Below are 16018 nucleotides of genomic sequence, written 5' to 3'. Positions count from 1 at the left end.
ATGAAGACGAAAGTGTGGACTTTGGTTTCAATGCTTCTGGCCGGTTCAGCGTCGGCGCAGGATGCCCCAACCGTCGTTTTGGCTCCGGCCCAGCCGCTGCTCATGACAATCCTGCTCCTGGCGGCAGCAGTGGGGTGTGTCGTGTTTTGTATCCAGGTATTTACCCTGGTGCGAGGCGGACAACTGAGTAAAAGCTGGCTTTTCTTCGGCGGAGCGTTTTTGCTACTGGCAGTTAGTCAGACCGTGATCCTGCTGGCGGGATTTGGCGTGATCATGAACAATCCGTGGTTTGTACCGGGGTTGTTGACGGCGATGACGGGCCTCTTTATTTGGGGGCTGCTGGAAACCAAAAAGGCGTTAAGCTAGTATTTGGGTTGACATAAGTGCTTGCGGAGACTATTTTTAGCAGTCCGCGATTTTTAGCGGCTCCGCAACAGATTATAAGCTTATAAGTTACAGAAAACGGTGCATGGTACCAGGCGCAGACATTGAAGATCGCATAGAGAAGTGCCAGAAGATCCTGGAGGGTGACCCCAACTCCCAGATCTTTGCTGCATTGGCGGAAGCACTTCGTCGGAAGGGAGACCTCGACCGGGCATTTCGCGTCTGCCAGTCCGGACTTCGTCTGCATCCGAATTACGGCTCCGCCCATATCGTCATGGCCAAGATCAATCTCGATCGTGGGCTGTATGATTGGGCCGAAGCTGAAGTCAAACGAGCAATCGAGATCGAGGGGAATAGCCGGACGATCGAATTGCTGCTGGCTGAGATCTACATTTACAAGGGTGAGTTTGTGCATGCGGTGAAGCTGCTTCGCAAACTGCACCTGGCCGATCCCGGCAATGATCAGATCAAGCGGCTGCTTGATATCGCGCAGCGTCTGCCGGAAGAACAGGCGGCGCAAATCGAACCGCGGAGCCTTCGTGGCGGACGGATCGAGATCAGAAGCCACCATACGGAGCTTCCGGTCGCGAAAGCACCGGTTGCAGACGCTCAACCTGTGGCGGTTGCTCCCCGGACCAAGCTGTCGTCTCGCGACCTGCTGGAACAAGTAGTAGTCCTGCCAGGAATCGACGGTGCGTTGTTCGTCAATCAAGAAGGTTTGGTTGTTGAATCAGAGTGGGGCACCCGTTTGGATGCTTCAACCTGTGCGGCGGCGATGTCTGAGGCGATAAAATTGGCCAATCATGAATTGACGAGAACTGCCTTTGGGCAGGCCAGTTCAGTTTTGATCGAAGCCGCGAATGCGGTCTTTTTCGTGGTCCGCGTTCCGGAAGGACTGTTCGTCTTTTACGGCAATGGGACGACCAACCTGGGAACGTTGCGGATGAAGATAGCCTCGCTTTTGGAAATGTATGGTGTGAGGTAACGAGGAGAATCTATGGCAATATTCGGACATCAGACTAGCCGGGTGGCATTGGGAACGGCGATCATACTGGCGGTACCGCTCATCGCGTTTCCGGGTCGCATCGGCTCTGAGTTAGGTTCGGCCGCGGTCTGGACAATTGCGCTGGAACTCGCCTACTATGCGGCGACGATCTACCTGTTCAACCGCCGTGCGGTTCTTCCTCTTACCATGATGATGTCCGGACTCTGTCTGGGATATCGTCTGGCTGCCGGCGCTCTGTTCGGAGTGATCATTTCCATGATCTACTCCCTGGGCGTGATGGATGGCATCCGGATCGGTGTGTATGGGTACCTGCCGGTGGTGATCATTCAGGTTGCAGGAACACCGTATGTATTGCGGGCTTATCTGGAGAGATTCTCTGTGCCGCGCCCGACCCTGAAGGCCCCCAAGCCGCAACCGGTGGTTCGCGAACAGCAGCAGCCGGTCAGTTCGATCGCGATCTCGAAAGAGAAAGGGATCGTCAGTGAATCACGGCAGTTTACTGCTCCTGAACCGGAAGCGAAGCGTCCGGCCACGACGAGCGATGTTTATGCCGCAAATTACAACGATCTGAACGCCTTTGATCGCGCGGTGAAATATCTGGGCGAGCATGGGTTGGTTTTCCTGGCGCTGGTGGTTGATCCGGAAGGATTGCTGCTCGCGAATTTCAAGCGAGGAAGCCTGATCCCGGAAGACTGGGCGCCATTGGCAATGGTGATCTTTGAGCAGAACCGTCGTTCGCTGGAGCGCTCGCGCCTCGGCGTGCCGGAGAAGGTCGATCTGGTGTTTCAGGAGAAACGCCTGGTGATCACCCACGAAGTCAACTACACGGTTCTTGTCCTGGCGGAACGTCAGGCAGATGATACGCTGGCGATCCGGATGAACCAGTGCATGGAAATGATTCGAAAGTACTACGCTGAACGATACAGCCAGAAGCAGCAGGAAGTCAACGCGGAGAGAGTACATGTATCACATTCTCGATGAATTGAACAAGACCCCCGGGATCACCGGTTCGATGGTGGTCGGCAACGACGGGATCGTCATTGCAGCCGATATGAAGACCGGGTATGAGGGCGACACGGTTGGTGCCCTGGCAGCATCGATCACGTCTAACATCCAGAAGTCGCTGGATCGTCTCCGCACAAGTCCTTTGCAGCAGGTGACGATCGAAGCTGATGATGCCAAGTTGTTTTTCACGGACGCCGGGCTGGGAATTTTAGTGGTGACGGCACAGAAGGATGTCAATATCGGGCTCATCCGTCTGGAGATCAAGAACGCCATCGGTAAACTGAAAGTGGCCAGCTGAGGCTGAAAGGTAATCCCAGGGTCGAGTATGGTTTCAATCAACTATTCATCTCGGGAGGTCTGCTGCAAGATCGTCTACTACGGCCCGGGGCTATCCGGGAAGACGACGAACCTGCAGTACGTACATGCCAAGGTGCCGTCGGGTACTCGCGGGAAGTTGATCTCGCTGGCGACTGAAGCAGACCGAACGCTGTATTTCGACTTCCTTCCGATCAATATTGGATCGATCAATGGTTTTTCGGCCAAGTTCCAGTTGTACACGGTCCCCGGCCAGGTCTATTACAACGCCACGCGTAAGCTGGTGCTTCGCGGAGTCGACGGGATCGTGTTTGTCGCCGACAGTCAGCCGGACAAGATGGACGAGAACATCGAATCGCTGATGAACCTGGAAGACAACCTCGCGGAGTATGGGTATGAGGTCAGCGATGTGCCGATCGTCATCCAGTACAACAAGCGGGATCTGCCGAATGTCATGACGGTAGAGCAGTTGCAGGCACAGTTGAACAAGCGTGGGTGGCCTTACTTTGAGGCCTCGGCCACGATCGGAAATGGGGTATTTGATACCCTCAAGTTGATCATCAAGCTGGTATTGGATAAAGCCAAGAATACGAGTTCGTCACGGTTCAAGTCGTCGGATATCGGGGGAGACTCCGGTCGAGTAGCGGTTGCCCCCAACGTCTCTCCGGACATGGTAGGCGGGGCATCCGTGACGCGTTCGAGTTCCGGTAGCGGACCGATCGCGATCACGCCGGTTGAGCAGGCTCGGGTAGTAGCGGATGCGTATCGTCCGTATCCCGGCACTGAATCGGCTCCGTCGGCCAGGCCGGTCGCGGTGGCGAGTGCGCCGCAGGCGCCCGTGCCGGAAGCAGTAGAGCCGCAGCCGACGCCGGCACCGTATTCTGAAAAGCATGCATATCGAAAGCAGGAAGCTGAAGAGAGGACACCCAGCAGCGACGAGCAGAACCGTCTGCACTCGCCAAGCATGGCTCCCCCGTTACGTCGTCGCCAGGAGGCACCTAAAAAACGGGGATTCTTCAAGCGTCTGTTTGGGTTGAAGTAGCTGTTAGGAGGTCGCAATGTCTGATGAAGTCCTGATTCTGTACGAGGAAGAGATCACGCAGATCGACGCTCTCCTCAACAAGATGTTGAAGGGAGCAGAGGCGAAGTGCGCCCTGCTGGTCGACAAGGATGGACACCTGATCACACGTCAGGGATTCACCCACTCACTCGATACAACCGCTTTGGCCGCCTTGCTGGCCGGATCGTTTGCCTCGACCAAGGAGATCGCCCGTTTGGTGGGCGAGCCGGAATTTTCTGTCCTGTTTCACCAGGGAAAGAAAGATCACATCCACATGTCAATCGTGGGTGAGCGGTCGATCCTGGTGGTGATCTTTGACGACCGAACGACCATCGGTATGGTCCGTCTGTACGCCAAAGAAACGGCGATGGAGCTGGCCAAAGTTTTTGAGCAGATCAAAACCAAGACCGGGACCAAGCCGAGCAACAACATCTCGCAAGAGTTCGCCGATATGACGCAGAACCGCTTGGACGATATTTTCCAGGATTAAGCGAGCAGGGAGCCAACGATTGATCCGTCGAACCGTCAACAATGAACAGGTCGCGTAATGTCCGCTGAACTGAGTGCGTTACTGGTCAGCGCCGGGAAGATCTCGGCGGAGCAGGCTGAAAAGGCCCTGACCTTATCGCGGGAGAAGAAAGAGAAGTTCAGTACCGTGCTGGTCCAGATGGGAGCGATCCCGTCCGAGGATGAGCTGGCGACGTTCATTGGCAAACATCTGAAGATCGGTGCCCTCCGGCTGGCGGATATCGAGCTGAACCCTGAAGTGGTGAAGCTGATCCCGCTTGATATCGCCCGCAAATTCAAAGTCATCGCCGTTTCCAAACTCAACAAGACCCTGCTGGTGGCGATCAGCGACCCGAACAATATCTATGTTCTGGACGCGATCAAGTTCATAACCGGTTGCAACGTGCAGCCGGCGATCGCCCCTGAAAAGGCTATCGACAAGGCGATCGAAGCATACTACCAGGACAGCAGTGGTCTTTCCGAGATCGTTAAGTCCCTGGATGATTCTGATATTGAGGTAGTCTCGGTCGATGATACGCAGGCCGAAGGCGACCTGATGTCGCAGATCCAGGACAAGCCGCTGGTCAAGCTGGTAGACTCGATCATCGGTGATGCGATCCGGATGGGGGCCTCGGATATTCACTTCGAAATGTATGAGAAGCGAATCCGTGTGCGCTATCGTATCGATGGCGACCTTCGGGAAATGGCGCCGTTGCCGTTTAAGTATCGCGCTGCAATCGTGTCGCGTATCAAGATCATGGCCGAACTCGACATCTCAGAGCGCCGTCTGCCACAGGACGGTCGTATCAAGATCAAAGTGGGCGGACGCACCGTCGACCTCCGTGTCTCCGTCCTGCCGTTGATCTTCGGCGAAAAGGTCGTGATGCGAATTCTCGATCCGATGGCGCTCAAGATCGATATGACCCAGCTCGGCTTCCGCGAGCAGGATCTGGGGAAATTCGAAGAGCAGATCCACTCACCGTACGGCATTATCCTGGTGACCGGACCGACGGGGTCAGGTAAAACGACCACGTTGTATTCCGCGCTTCAGCAATTGAACCAGATCGACGTTAACATCATGACGGCGGAAGACCCGGTCGAGTTCAACTTCGAAGGTATCAATCAGGTCGCGGTGAAATCCGAGATCGGGCTGTCGTTTGCTGCGGCACTTCGCTCCTTCTTGCGACAGGACCCTGACATCATCATGGTCGGTGAAATTCGAGACGCCGAGACGGCAGAGATCGCCATCAAGGCCGCTCTCACCGGTCACTTGGTATTCTCTACGCTTCACACCAACGATGCGCCATCATCGGTGACTCGTCTTATCGATATGGGAGTCCCGAACTACCTGGTGGCATCGGCTACCCGTTTGATCATGGCTCAGCGTATGGCGCGAAAGATCTGCCAGCACTGCAAGCAGGAGATCAATTTGACTCCGGAACAGGTGGAGAGCCTCAAGGCTCCCAAGGAGTTACTGCGGAATATCCGAGCCTTCAAGGGGACCGGCTGCAACGATTGCGGCGGCACCGGGAAATCCGGACGAATTGGTCTGTTCGAAGTTATGCCAATTACCCCGGAAATTGAGTCGATGATCCTGGCCAAAGAATCAGATACCGAGCTGAGACGAGTGGCGATCGAGCAGGGGATGTCCTCGTTGCGTATGTCGGCCATCGACAAGATGAAAGCCGGTCTGATCAGTCTCGAAGAGATTTTTGCGGTTACCACCGCCTGAGGCTGGCTTGCACCCTGCGAGCCTCCTGTCATTCAAGTAGTTACCCCGTCAAATCTGTCAGAAATCAATCAAGAATCGGCCGAACCCGCCGATACATACCATAAGACTGTCTTTCTATACACAACGTCTCAAGGACTGGGAGAAATATCACATGGTGCTACGTGATTTGCTCGAGCAGATGATAAAGATGGGTGCTTCCGACCTGCACCTGACCGTGGGAACTCCGCCCGTGGTGCGCGTCGATGGCAAACTGACCAAGATGCCCGGGCAGGATATGTTATCTCCCGAAATCATCAAAAAGATCGCCTACTCGATGCTGAACGATAAGCAGAAGTTGAAATTCGAACAGAATTCCGAGTTGGATCTTTCGTTCGGCGTGGAGAACATGTCCCGTTTCCGCTGCAATATGTTCATGCAGCGAGGCAACGTGGCAGTAGCGATCCGTCAGATCCCGTATTCGATCCGTTCGTTCGAAGATCTGGGACTTTCGAAGGTGATCGCGGAATTCTCGAAATTACCGCGCGGCCTGGTGCTGGTGACGGGTCCGACCGGATCGGGTAAGTCAACCACTCTGGCAGCGATCATCGACAAGATCAATCGCGAGCGGCCGGTGCATATTCTCACGGTCGAAGATCCGATCGAATATCTGCACCGCCATCAGATGGCGCTCGTGAACCAGCGCGAAGTATTCTCCGACACGCACTCGTTTGCATCGGCCCTGAAGTATGCACTTCGCGAAGACCCGGACGTTGTGCTGGTCGGCGAAATGCGCGACCTCGAAACTATCGAGGCGGCGCTGTCGATCTCGGAAACGGGACACCTTGCTTTTGCCACACTGCACACGAACTCGTGCGCAGAAACGGTGAACCGTATTGTCGACGTATTCCCGACCAACCAGCAGGAACAGGTGCGAGTCAACCTGTCATTCACCCTGCAGGCGGTGGTCTCGCAGACGTTGATCCCGAAAGTTGGCGGCGGTCGCGTGATGGCGATGGAGATCCTGGTGGCGACACCGGCGATCCGGGCGATCATTCGCGACGACAAGATCCACCAGATCTACTCGATGATGCAGTCGGGTCAGAAATTCGGGATGAAGACGATGAATCAGTCGCTTGCCGAGCTGTACCAGTCCGGCAAGATCTCCATAAACGACGCGATGAACTACAGTCACAATCCTCAGGAACTTGGCGAAATATTGAACCGGCAGAAGTCGCCGGCATTCGCCTGAGACGGAACCAGGAGAAAGGACTAACCGATGCCGGTTTGGGAATACAAAGGGAAAACGCTTGCGGGGGCCCAGGTACAGGGAAGCATGAAGGCCGAAAACAAGGCCGACCTCGAGCGAATTCTGCGTCAGAACCGAATCCTGGTGACCTCGGTCAACAAGAAAGCGGCCGAGATCAATTTCAAGTTCGGGACAGGGATCAAGAAGGTCGAGATCTCGCGCTTCACGCGCCAGTTCGCGACCATGATCGGCGCCGGATTGCCGATGGTCCAGTGCCTGGAGATCCTGGCGACGCAGACAGAAAACAAGGAGATGGGGAAAGTGATCATGGCGATCCGCGACAGCGTCCAGGGCGGCGCTACGTTGTCGGAGTCGATGTCCCGTCATCCGAAAGTCTTTGATCAGTTGTATGTCAACATGGTTGAGGCCGGCGAGGTCGGTGGCGCACTGGATGCCATCTTAGTTCGTTTGGCCATCTACCGCGAAAAAGCGGATAAGCTGGTGCGTAAGGTCAAGGGTGCAATGATGTATCCGTCGGTCATCGTCGTTGTCGCCACCGGTGTGACGATCGCCATGTTGACCTTCATCGTGCCGGTATTTGCCAGCATGTTCTCCGGAGTCGGTTCGGAGCTTCCGGCGCCGACCCAGATCGTGCTCGACATCTCGAACTTCCTCAAGAAGAATTTCCTCTATTTGACCGGAACCCTGTTGGCCATGACAGCCACTCTGCTCTGGTACAAAAAGACGCCGCAGGGCGCGCTCAACATGGACCGCCTGTTGCTCCGCTTGCCGGTGCTCGGGACGCTGGTGCGTAAATCATCGGTGGCTCGTTTTACCCGGACGCTGGCGACTCTGCTTTCTTCGGGCGTATCGATCCTTGAGGCGCTGGATATTACGGCTAAAACTTCGGGCAACCTGGTGGTGGCAAACGCCATCAACAAGTCGGTGCTGGCGATCGCCGAGGGCGACACTATCACTGCGCCGTTGAAAGAATCCGGGGTTTTCCCGCCGATGGTTATCCAGATGATCGGCGTCGGTGAAAAGACCGGCGGCCTGGACGACATGTTGAACAAGATCGCCGACTTCTATGATGAAGAGGTGAATGACGCGGTGGCCGCGTTGACCTCGATCATCGAACCTATCATCATCGTGTTGATGGGTGGCATTATCGGCGGTATTTTGATCGCCATGTATCTGCCGATGTTCGATATCATTGGCAAGATCGGATGAGGAACCTATATCCGCTGCCGGCGCCGAGCGTCCGGCGGACGGGGAATGGATAGAATCAAGACGGCGCCTTCGGGCGCCGTTGTCTTATGGAACGCCAGGAACGTCTCAAACGGCTCGGCTGGTTTCTCCCGCTGAAGCTCGCCTCGTACATTATCCTGCTGGCTATCGTCGCCTTTTGGATGGGGAATCCGGGCTACCTGCAGGTCCAGCTCATTCTCTATTCGGTCTGCACGCTTGGCTTCACGGCCGCAATCTCTCTGGAAAAACGATTCTCGCTGAAAACGGTCACGCAGGTACTGATCGCTCTGCAATTTCTACTGGAGATCTGGATCGAATCCGGGGTGATCTATGCGACCGGAAATGTCAATTCTCCTTTTTCGGCGCTCTTCCTGCTGACGATTGTATCGGCCGCACTGGCATATCGACTGGTTGGGACGCTGGTGGTTGCCTCGCTGGTTTCAGGCGCGTATGCGTTCATCATCTGGCTTGGTCTCAGTCAGAACGTCAGCAGCGACCTGAACATGCAGGCTTTGCGCACGATCTTCTCCACCCAGGATTACGTTTTCTATTCCATATTCCTGCATATCCTGATCTTCTATCTGGTGGCATTTATCTCCGGTTATCTGGCAGAACGACTGAGCCATCAGGACCGCAAGCTGGCAGATGCATCGCTCGCGCTCAAGCGAGCCCGACTGGAAACAGACGACATCCTCAAACATCTCAACTCCGGGTTGCTGACGATAGATCCTTTCGGATATATCATATACTTCAACCGGGCGGCAGAGAAGATCCTCGGCTACCGTGAGGAAGAGGTTCGCGGGATGCGGTGCGAGGAGGTGTTTGCCGAGCGGATGCCGCGACTTTCGCAATGCCTGATGGAAGCGGTCAGATACGGGCATGACCTTCCGCGCATGGAGATCGATATCGTCACGATCCCCCGGGCAACTGTGCCGCTGGGGCTGTCGATCTCGATCCTCACCGACGAAGGGAAGGGGATCCGCGGCGTGATCGCCATCTTTACTGACTTGACGGATGCCAAGGCGTTGGAGCAGAAGGCACGAGCGGCCGATCGGTTGGCGGCGGTCGGCGAACTGTCTGCCTCAATCGCGCACGAAATACGAAACCCGCTGGCCGCTATTTCGGGGTCGGTAGAGGTTCTGGCACGAGATATCAAACCTGTCGGCGAAAATGCTCGCCTGATGGAGTTGATCGTCAAGGAATCCCACCGTCTCAGCAGGATCTTAACGGACTTCCTTTCGTACGCTCGAGTCAACCGTCCGACCTACAACAAGGTGGAACTTTGTCACATCATCAGTGATGTGATCGAACTCACCAAACACCACGAATCATTCCGTGATTCCATCAAGCTGAGGTTCGAATCAGAATCCTCGATCGTGTATGCGGTCGGCGATGAGAACCTGATCAAACAGGTGCTAATGAACCTGGCGATCAATGCCTGTGAAGCATTCGGTGCGTCCGGCGGCCAGGTCGTTTTCCGGATATTCGAGGATCATGCCCGCGGGACGGTAGAACTTCGGGTCATCGATGATGGCCCAGGGATCAGCGACAAAGACAAAGAGAAGATCTTCCAGCCGTTCTATTCGACCAAGACGCACGGCACCGGGCTTGGGCTGGCGATAGTCCACCGCATCTGCACGGCCCTTCGGCTCCACTTGAGTGTGGATTCACGCGAAGGGAAGGGGACCTCGTTCTCGATCGTGCTGAATCGTTTCGCCGCCGAAAAGGGGGGGATGAATGCGGACCGAGAGCGGGACCAGCTTGTCGGGGTCTGAGATTTGCGCTTGAGTTTTCTCCTCTGGGGATGTAATTTGCGCCCTTTACGTACCAGAGGAAGAGAAGAAAATGAAGATTCGGCGCCTGGCTATTTCAGCATTACTCCTTAGTTTGATCATCCTCAGCAATACCGGTTGTGGCGGGGGCGGTCCGCAGATGAACACCGCATCCGAACAGCAACGGGTTATCGCGCGAGCCGACCATGGTTACCAGTTAACGCTGGCCGACCTCACACAGAAGCTCCAAAAGAGCATGCTTGTGCCCCTGGGCGGCGAAGTGCCTGATTCCGCACTCAAAGGGTTTGTCGACAGCATCCTGATCGACACGCTGACCGGTTTCGAGGCCGATTCGCTCGATATCGCCAAACATTTCCATGCTAACTGGAGTTACCGGACGCGCAGCAATGCGCTCTTCCTCTATAATTACATGGAATCCAGACTTGCCGGAATCAGCGTAGACAGTTCCGAAATTGCGGCATTTTACGAGCAGAACAAGCAGCGATTCGAAGCGAAAGAACAAGTTGAGATCTCGCATATCCTTTCGACGGAAGCTGGCCTCCTGAATGGACCCGATTCATCGAGCTATCGGATCATGCCGGAATCGGTGATTCAGCGTTCGACCCAGGAGTATGTGGAGTGGGTGCACAAGAAGCTGGATTCCGGAATGTCATTTGCAGAGGCGGCATACCAGTTCTCTCATGCCTCGTCGGCAAAGCAGGACAACGGTTACTTTGGACTGGCCGGAAGAGGTGAATTCCACCCGCCGTTTGATTCTATCGCGTTTGGACTTACTCCGGGGAGCTACAGCCAGCCGTATCGGGATCAGGATGGCTGGCATATCCTTTACTTGCACAGTCGACGCGAGCCGGGGATCCGGCCGCTGACCGATTCGGTAGTATATAACACGGTTTCCCAGCAGTTGTTAAGCGATAAGATGCGAAGCCGCGCGGGGTTCCTCTTCGACAGTCTTGGTCGTAATGTGACCTTTGTCTTAAATGAAACATTGCTCGACTCCAATCTGTATCACACGACGGATTCACTCTGGTTTGGTATAGTGAATGGTGTCGACACAGTCGATGTGCTTACCATGCGCAATGCAGAGGAGACGGTCAAGCGACGCCTCCGGGTTTGGAATACCACCCCCGACCAGAAGCGTGACGTATTCAGCATGATGGCGCGCCAGTTTGCGGTGGTCCAGGCCGCCAAAGCAGAGCGGATGGATACGTTGCCGCAGGTGGCTGCCAAGCTCAAAGAGATCAGGCATCAGGAATCGAAAGCGTATATGATGCAGCAGTGGTTCGACCTGAGTTATCAGCCGACCGATTCGGCGATCGAACACTACTACCGTAGTCACCCCAAGCAGTTTGAAGTGAATAAACCACTGACAGTACAGCATATTTTGACCAAGGATTCATCGATCGCAATCTTTGTGCGCGACCAGGCAAGAGCCGGAGTGGACTTCATGGAGCTGGCACGCGAGTTTTATACCGGCGAAGAGACGGTCAGAGAAGAGTTGGCCGATCTGGGGAATATCGGGCCGGATGATGTCGACAGCAGTTTTTACGGGGCCGCTCGGGTGCTTGCGCCCGGTGAGGTTTCGGAGCCGATCAAAACCAGGTATGGGTTCCATGTTATCAAATTGCTGAAAAACGAGCAATCTAAGTCACTCGATGATGCGCGAGTTGAGATCACGACTCGACTCACCAAGGAATACCATATGTCCGGCTTCTGGAAGATCCGGGATGATCTGTTCAAACGGTACCATGTCAGGATCTCTGGACTCCCCAAGAAACTGGTAATGGAGCCGCTTGCATACCGAGTCAAATAGCCCGTCTGACCGCCCTGGGGGCGAGCCACGGGACCAGATCAGCTTCGTCCAGGAGCTTTGGCGCAAGACGACCCACCTTGGCGGACTGACCATACCGGGGGGGTATTACCTGCTCGGACTGGAAAAGTCGACCGCCCTTTGGATATTGCTCCCATTTACCGTTTTGGTCATTGCGACCGATATCTCCCGGTTTCGGGGGTGGTGGCTCTGGACTGGTTTTTTCGGGAAGCTGTTTGGCCGGATGATCCGGTCACATGAGCAGCATGGAGACTGGACCGGCGCGAGCTACGTTTTTCTCGCCTGCTGTTGTACCATCGCTTTATATTCCAAACCGATAGCCATTGCGGCACTTGCCTTTGTTTTTCTGGGGGATGCGGTTGCCGCATTGATAGGCCGTCGCTTTGGGCGGCATCGGTTCGGGTCAAAATCGTACGAGGGATCTGCGGCCTGTCTGGTGGCAACCCTTTTCATCGCCTGGCTTGTGCCGGGTATTTCTTTCCCGGTTGGGGCGGCCGGAGCAGTGGTTGCTACGGTGATTGAGGCGAAACCGTTGGGGGTGGATGATAACATTTCCGTGCCGATCCTCTCGGGGTTAGTGATGACAATTCTTCAAAAAATGTTATAGGACCGCTAGATTTTTCTGGCATGAAATCGGTCTTGGCTGTATAATTTTTACTGAGAGGGATCTATAAACTCCAGCAACCTTTGGAGGAAATCTACATGTCGAAAGGCAAGGTCAAGTACTTTAACGACCGCACTGGATGGGGGATCATCTCGTGCGAAACGGATGAACAAGATGTCTATGTTCACCATTCTGCCATCAACATGCAGGGGTTCAAGACCCTAAAAGAGGGACAGGAAGTTATCTGCGACATTTCGAAGACCGACCAGGGGTTGAAAGCATTCAACGTGACCCCTGCCGAGTAATCGCACCCTATCCAAGACTAAAAAGCCGCCTTTTCGGGCGGCTTTTTTTATACAAGCCGCTGAGGTGATCACAAGCGGTGATTCCCAGGTGGTTGTCAGCGAGTGAGATAGTTAATCCTGAGTTGGTCTCAAAAACAGCACTTTCTAGCGAATGTAATATTTCAGGGATGAACCGAGGGCCCCATCACTCTAAATGAGCCTCTCTATTAATGCGGAGTTGAGAGAAGCACTAGCAGAAGTAATACAGAGTTGACTGGATGTCTGGATCCCAACTTTCGCTGGGAAGAGACGGCATGGGAAAAGGAAGAGGAAGATGTGGGGCGGGAAAAAAGTGGTCAGAGGAGAGAACTTGACATATACTGCAGGCTATGAAAACAATCGATCTTCGTTCTGATACCGTGACCAGGCCGTCTGCGGCAATGCGCCAGGCGATGGCTACCGCCGAGGTCGGCGACGACGTTTTTGGCGATGACCCGACTATCAAAGAGCTTGAGGCGTATGTCGCCAAGCTGTTTGGCCGGGAAGCTTCGCTTTATCTGCCATCGGGGACGATGGCCAACCAGATCTGCCTCAAAGCGACCTCGCAGCGTGGCTGGGAGCTTCTGTGCGAGCGGGAGTGCCATGTCGTGAACTACGAGGTGGCCGGGCCAGTGGTTCATTCGCAACTGCTGGTCAATCTTCTGACTACGGAACGAGGGATGATCACCGCCGAGGTGGTGCGCGCAAATGTCCGGCCGAAAAATCTGCATGTCCCCGAAACCAAGATGGTGGCGCTGGAGAATACGCACAATCGGCACGGCGGGACGATCCTTCCGCAAGCGGAGATTCTCAAGGTGCGCGAGGTTTGCGATGAGTTTGGGCTGACGTTGCACCTGGACGGGGCGCGGATATGGAATGTGCATGTCGCGACCGGGATGTCTCTGCCCGAATTGACAGAGCCGTTTGATACGATATCGGTCTGTCTCTCCAAGGTTTGGGGGCGCCGGTCGGGTCGATGATTGTCGGGTCGAAAGAACTTATCGCCAAGTGCCTCCGGGAGCGGAAGCTGTTTGGCGGGGCGATGCGTCAGGTTGGGATACTTGGAGCCGCCGGGCTGTATGCCGTGAAAAACAATATCCCGCGACTGGCGGAGGACCATGCCAACGCCAAATTGCTGGCGCAGGGACTGAGCGAATTCAAAAGCTTCACGATCGATATGAGCCGGGTGGAGACGAATATCATCGTTCTGCAGTTGACCACTCCGGAGAACTCCGATGTGATCTGCTCGAAGATGAAGGAAGTGGATGTGCTGGGGATACCATTCGGGCCGCGGAAGATCCGGTTTGTGACGCACCTGGATGTATCGAGAGATGACTGTGTGGAGGCGCTGGAGCGGTTGAAGAAGGTGGTGAACTAACACCACCGACGTTTCGCCAGAAGCAGAAAATGGGACGGGCCTACGGAGACGTCTGCCGCGCAAATACTAATAGGTTGCTTCGTCGGCCGCTCGCTCTGCTCGCATGCTCCTCGCAATAACTTGATAAAGTCTTCATACACAGAAACGCGATTTCTTGCATGACTCAAACTCCAAATTCATTCACCATTCTCGGCACATCGGCGGGGGTGCCGATGGCGAACCGCGCGACGACCTCGCATGTGTTGAAGGTCAGGGAAAGCCTGATAGTCATTGATTGCGGTGGGTCGTTCAGTCAGCGATTTCTGCAGGAAGGTTTTGACCCGCTCAAGATAGACAGAGTGATAGTCACGCATACCCATCCGGATCATGTGGCGGAAATGCCGATGTTGATCCAGATGCTGAAACTGCTCAAGCGGACCGAACCGGTTCAGTTTTTTCTCCCGGAGGAGTTTGTCGAGCCGTTCCTGAGCTATCTTCCATCGATGTATCTGTTCAGAGAGAATTTCCCTTTTGAAATGAAAGTCGTCGGGTATAGCGAAGGGCCTCTGGTAGAAGGGGAGTGTACGATTCGGGCAATCGCCAATTCGCACCTGGCGAAATATACAGACGAAGGGAAAGCGAAGGGGTTGGCAAATCGTGGACAGGCATTCTCATTGGATATTCACGTTGGCGGGAAAACGCTGTTTCATTCGGGGGATATCGGGAGTTACCAGGATGTTCGGCCGCATCTGGATAATCATAACTATGTCGTGATCGAGTCGGCGCATCTTTGTCTGGATGATCTGATCGCGGACGCACCGAGATTGAAGGTTGGGCAGTTTGTCGTTTCGCATGTGGTCTCGGAGAAGGCAGTGGAGCAGATCGAGAGGAAGGCGAAAGAGGCGGGGGTGAATAATCTGATTGTGGCGAAGGATGGGGAGCGGTTGGAGTTGTAAGGGGAGAAACATATCCCAGGTTCGCTCTCCGACCAAGAGGTCGTCGAGGAACCTGGGCTACGTATCAAGAATCAGTCGATCAGTCTTTTGGCGATCAAGTAGGGGAGAATGATATAGAGCACAGTGTCGCGGACCAGATAATAGGCGACCACGCCGGCTACCAGTTTCCAGCCATATTTTCGATAGAGATAGCCGACACGCGCTCGTATCCGTGCCCAAAGCGGTTTCCCGGTTGAGCCCGGCAAGGGGGTGCGGATATCCTGCTTGAATTGTCTCAGGAATTGCCGGATGCGGCCGAGCAGTCCCGGGCGAGTAGGTGACCCCATGACCGATGTTCTCTGAGAAAGATCCGGCTCAGGTGGCGAAGACTTCATACTTCACGACCTGCGACGTGAGCCGGACTTTTCCGTTTTCATCCTTGAAGTCACCCATGCGACGGTGTCCTTCGGCAAACTCTTCGCTTTTGACCCATCCCTCGAAATCGGCGGCGGATTCCCAATGAGACATAATGACGTACTCATCGCCGCTGGTTGGTCTGAGTATCTCCGCCCGGATAAAGCCGGGACGACGGTCGATAGCCTTCGCCCGGGTGAGGAATGCCTGCTCGAACTTTTCGCGAAGGTCGGCAGGGACTCCCATTCGATTCATGACAACGAACATTCGGTCACCTCATAA

16 protein-coding genes and 1 pseudogene are annotated in these 16018 nt (G+C 54.9%); 15 read left to right on the top strand and 2 right to left on the bottom strand.

Annotated features, from left to right (window positions below):
* The 15 genes and pseudogenes from IPH75_15050 (at position 1) to IPH75_14980 (ending at position 15343) form a co-directional block, all read left to right on the top strand.
* Positions 1 to 366, top strand: coding sequence for a hypothetical protein (locus tag IPH75_15050; protein ID MBK7143388.1), 366 nt, complete (start codon positions 1 to 3; stop codon positions 364 to 366).
* A 103-nt stretch (positions 367 to 469) separates the two neighbouring features.
* The gene (locus tag IPH75_15045; protein MBK7143387.1) at positions 470 to 1369 is read left to right on the top strand and encodes a tetratricopeptide repeat protein; all 900 of its coding nucleotides are present in this window, start codon (positions 470 to 472) and stop codon (positions 1367 to 1369) included.
* Between the two features lie 12 nt (positions 1370 to 1381).
* Positions 1382 to 2371, top strand: coding sequence for a hypothetical protein (locus tag IPH75_15040; protein ID MBK7143386.1), 990 nt, complete (start codon positions 1382 to 1384; stop codon positions 2369 to 2371).
* Positions 2352 to 2693 carry a roadblock/LC7 domain-containing protein gene (locus tag IPH75_15035; GenBank protein MBK7143385.1) on the top strand — a complete coding sequence of 114 codons (342 nt, stop codon included), beginning with the start codon at positions 2352 to 2354 and terminating at the stop codon, positions 2691 to 2693. The genes IPH75_15040 and IPH75_15035 overlap by 20 nt, the downstream gene beginning before the upstream one ends.
* Before the next feature lie 27 nt (positions 2694 to 2720).
* On the top strand, positions 2721 to 3752 hold the full coding sequence (locus tag IPH75_15030) for a GTPase (protein ID MBK7143384.1): 1032 nt from the start codon (positions 2721 to 2723) through the stop codon (positions 3750 to 3752).
* A 16-nt stretch (positions 3753 to 3768) separates the two neighbouring features.
* A complete protein-coding gene (locus IPH75_15025; GenBank protein MBK7143383.1) occupies positions 3769 to 4260 on the top strand; it encodes a roadblock/LC7 domain-containing protein in 492 nt (163 codons plus the stop codon).
* 57 nt (positions 4261 to 4317) lie between these two features.
* A complete protein-coding gene (gene pilB, locus IPH75_15020) occupies positions 4318 to 6009 on the top strand; it encodes a type IV-A pilus assembly ATPase PilB (protein MBK7143382.1) in 1692 nt (563 codons plus the stop codon).
* A gap of 151 nt (positions 6010 to 6160) precedes the next feature.
* On the top strand, positions 6161 to 7237 hold the full coding sequence (locus IPH75_15015; GenBank protein MBK7143381.1) for a type IV pilus twitching motility protein PilT: 1077 nt from the start codon (positions 6161 to 6163) through the stop codon (positions 7235 to 7237).
* Positions 7238 to 7264: 27 nt separating this feature from the next.
* A complete protein-coding gene (locus tag IPH75_15010; protein ID MBK7143380.1) occupies positions 7265 to 8464 on the top strand; it encodes a type II secretion system F family protein in 1200 nt (399 codons plus the stop codon).
* Positions 8465 to 8550: 86 nt separating this feature from the next.
* Complete coding sequence (locus IPH75_15005; protein MBK7143379.1) at positions 8551 to 10257, top strand: PAS domain S-box protein; 1707 nt, start codon at positions 8551 to 8553, stop codon at positions 10255 to 10257.
* Between the two features lie 70 nt (positions 10258 to 10327).
* A complete protein-coding gene (locus IPH75_15000) occupies positions 10328 to 12085 on the top strand; it encodes a peptidylprolyl isomerase (GenBank protein MBK7143378.1) in 1758 nt (585 codons plus the stop codon).
* Complete coding sequence (locus IPH75_14995; protein MBK7143377.1) at positions 12066 to 12710, top strand: hypothetical protein; 645 nt, start codon at positions 12066 to 12068, stop codon at positions 12708 to 12710. Before IPH75_15000 ends, IPH75_14995 begins: the two co-directional genes overlap by 20 nt.
* Before the next feature lie 95 nt (positions 12711 to 12805).
* Positions 12806 to 13012, top strand: coding sequence for a cold shock domain-containing protein (locus IPH75_14990; protein ID MBK7143376.1), 207 nt, complete (start codon positions 12806 to 12808; stop codon positions 13010 to 13012).
* Positions 13013 to 13380: 368 nt separating this feature from the next.
* Positions 13381 to 14408, top strand: a pseudogene (locus IPH75_14985) (aminotransferase class I/II-fold pyridoxal phosphate-dependent enzyme).
* A gap of 158 nt (positions 14409 to 14566) precedes the next feature.
* Entirely contained in the window at positions 14567 to 15343 is a 777-nt protein-coding gene (locus IPH75_14980) for a ribonuclease Z (GenBank protein ID MBK7143375.1), read from the top strand.
* Positions 15344 to 15414: 71 nt separating this feature from the next.
* Here the strand turns inward: IPH75_14980 and IPH75_14975 are convergent, their stop codons facing one another.
* Positions 15415 to 15669 (bottom strand): hypothetical protein, encoded by a 255-nt coding sequence (locus IPH75_14975; GenBank protein MBK7143374.1) that lies wholly within the window; start codon positions 15667 to 15669, stop codon positions 15415 to 15417.
* A gap of 28 nt (positions 15670 to 15697) precedes the next feature.
* Entirely contained in the window at positions 15698 to 16003 is a 306-nt protein-coding gene (locus IPH75_14970) for an antibiotic biosynthesis monooxygenase (protein ID MBK7143373.1), read from the bottom strand.
* Positions 16004 to 16018 lie beyond the last annotated feature (15 nt).

It is taken from the genome of bacterium (genome assembly GCA_016708025.1).
Taxonomy (GTDB): domain Bacteria; phylum Zixibacteria; class MSB-5A5; order GN15; family FEB-12; genus FEB-12.
The sequence above is the reverse complement of the archived record's forward strand: the minus strand, read 5'-3'. Positions and strand labels throughout refer to the sequence as shown.

Excerpts from the sequence above, each read along its gene's own strand:
- IPH75_15050 (MBK7143388.1), top strand. The coding sequence starts at position 1 with ATGAAGACGAAAGTGTGGACTTTGGTTTCAATGCTTCTGGCCGGTTCA.
- IPH75_15045 (MBK7143387.1), top strand. The coding sequence starts at position 470 with ATGGTACCAGGCGCAGACATTGAAGATCGCATAGAGAAGTGCCAGAAG.
- IPH75_15040 (MBK7143386.1), top strand. The coding sequence starts at position 1,382 with ATGGCAATATTCGGACATCAGACTAGCCGGGTGGCATTGGGAACGGCG.
- IPH75_15035 (MBK7143385.1), top strand. The coding sequence starts at position 2,352 with ATGTATCACATTCTCGATGAATTGAACAAGACCCCCGGGATCACCGGT.
- IPH75_15030 (MBK7143384.1), top strand. The coding sequence starts at position 2,721 with ATGGTTTCAATCAACTATTCATCTCGGGAGGTCTGCTGCAAGATCGTC.
- IPH75_15025 (MBK7143383.1), top strand. The coding sequence starts at position 3,769 with ATGTCTGATGAAGTCCTGATTCTGTACGAGGAAGAGATCACGCAGATC.
- pilB (MBK7143382.1), top strand. The coding sequence starts at position 4,318 with ATGTCCGCTGAACTGAGTGCGTTACTGGTCAGCGCCGGGAAGATCTCG.
- IPH75_15015 (MBK7143381.1), top strand. The coding sequence starts at position 6,161 with ATGGTGCTACGTGATTTGCTCGAGCAGATGATAAAGATGGGTGCTTCC.
- IPH75_15010 (MBK7143380.1), top strand. The coding sequence starts at position 7,265 with ATGCCGGTTTGGGAATACAAAGGGAAAACGCTTGCGGGGGCCCAGGTA.
- IPH75_15005 (MBK7143379.1), top strand. The coding sequence starts at position 8,551 with ATGGAACGCCAGGAACGTCTCAAACGGCTCGGCTGGTTTCTCCCGCTG.
- IPH75_15000 (MBK7143378.1), top strand. The coding sequence starts at position 10,328 with ATGAAGATTCGGCGCCTGGCTATTTCAGCATTACTCCTTAGTTTGATC.
- IPH75_14990 (MBK7143376.1), top strand. The coding sequence starts at position 12,806 with ATGTCGAAAGGCAAGGTCAAGTACTTTAACGACCGCACTGGATGGGGG.
- IPH75_14980 (MBK7143375.1), top strand. The coding sequence starts at position 14,567 with ATGACTCAAACTCCAAATTCATTCACCATTCTCGGCACATCGGCGGGG.
- IPH75_14975 (MBK7143374.1), bottom strand. The coding sequence starts at position 15,669 with ATGGGGTCACCTACTCGCCCGGGACTGCTCGGCCGCATCCGGCAATTC.
- IPH75_14970 (MBK7143373.1), bottom strand. The coding sequence starts at position 16,003 with ATGTTCGTTGTCATGAATCGAATGGGAGTCCCTGCCGACCTTCGCGAA.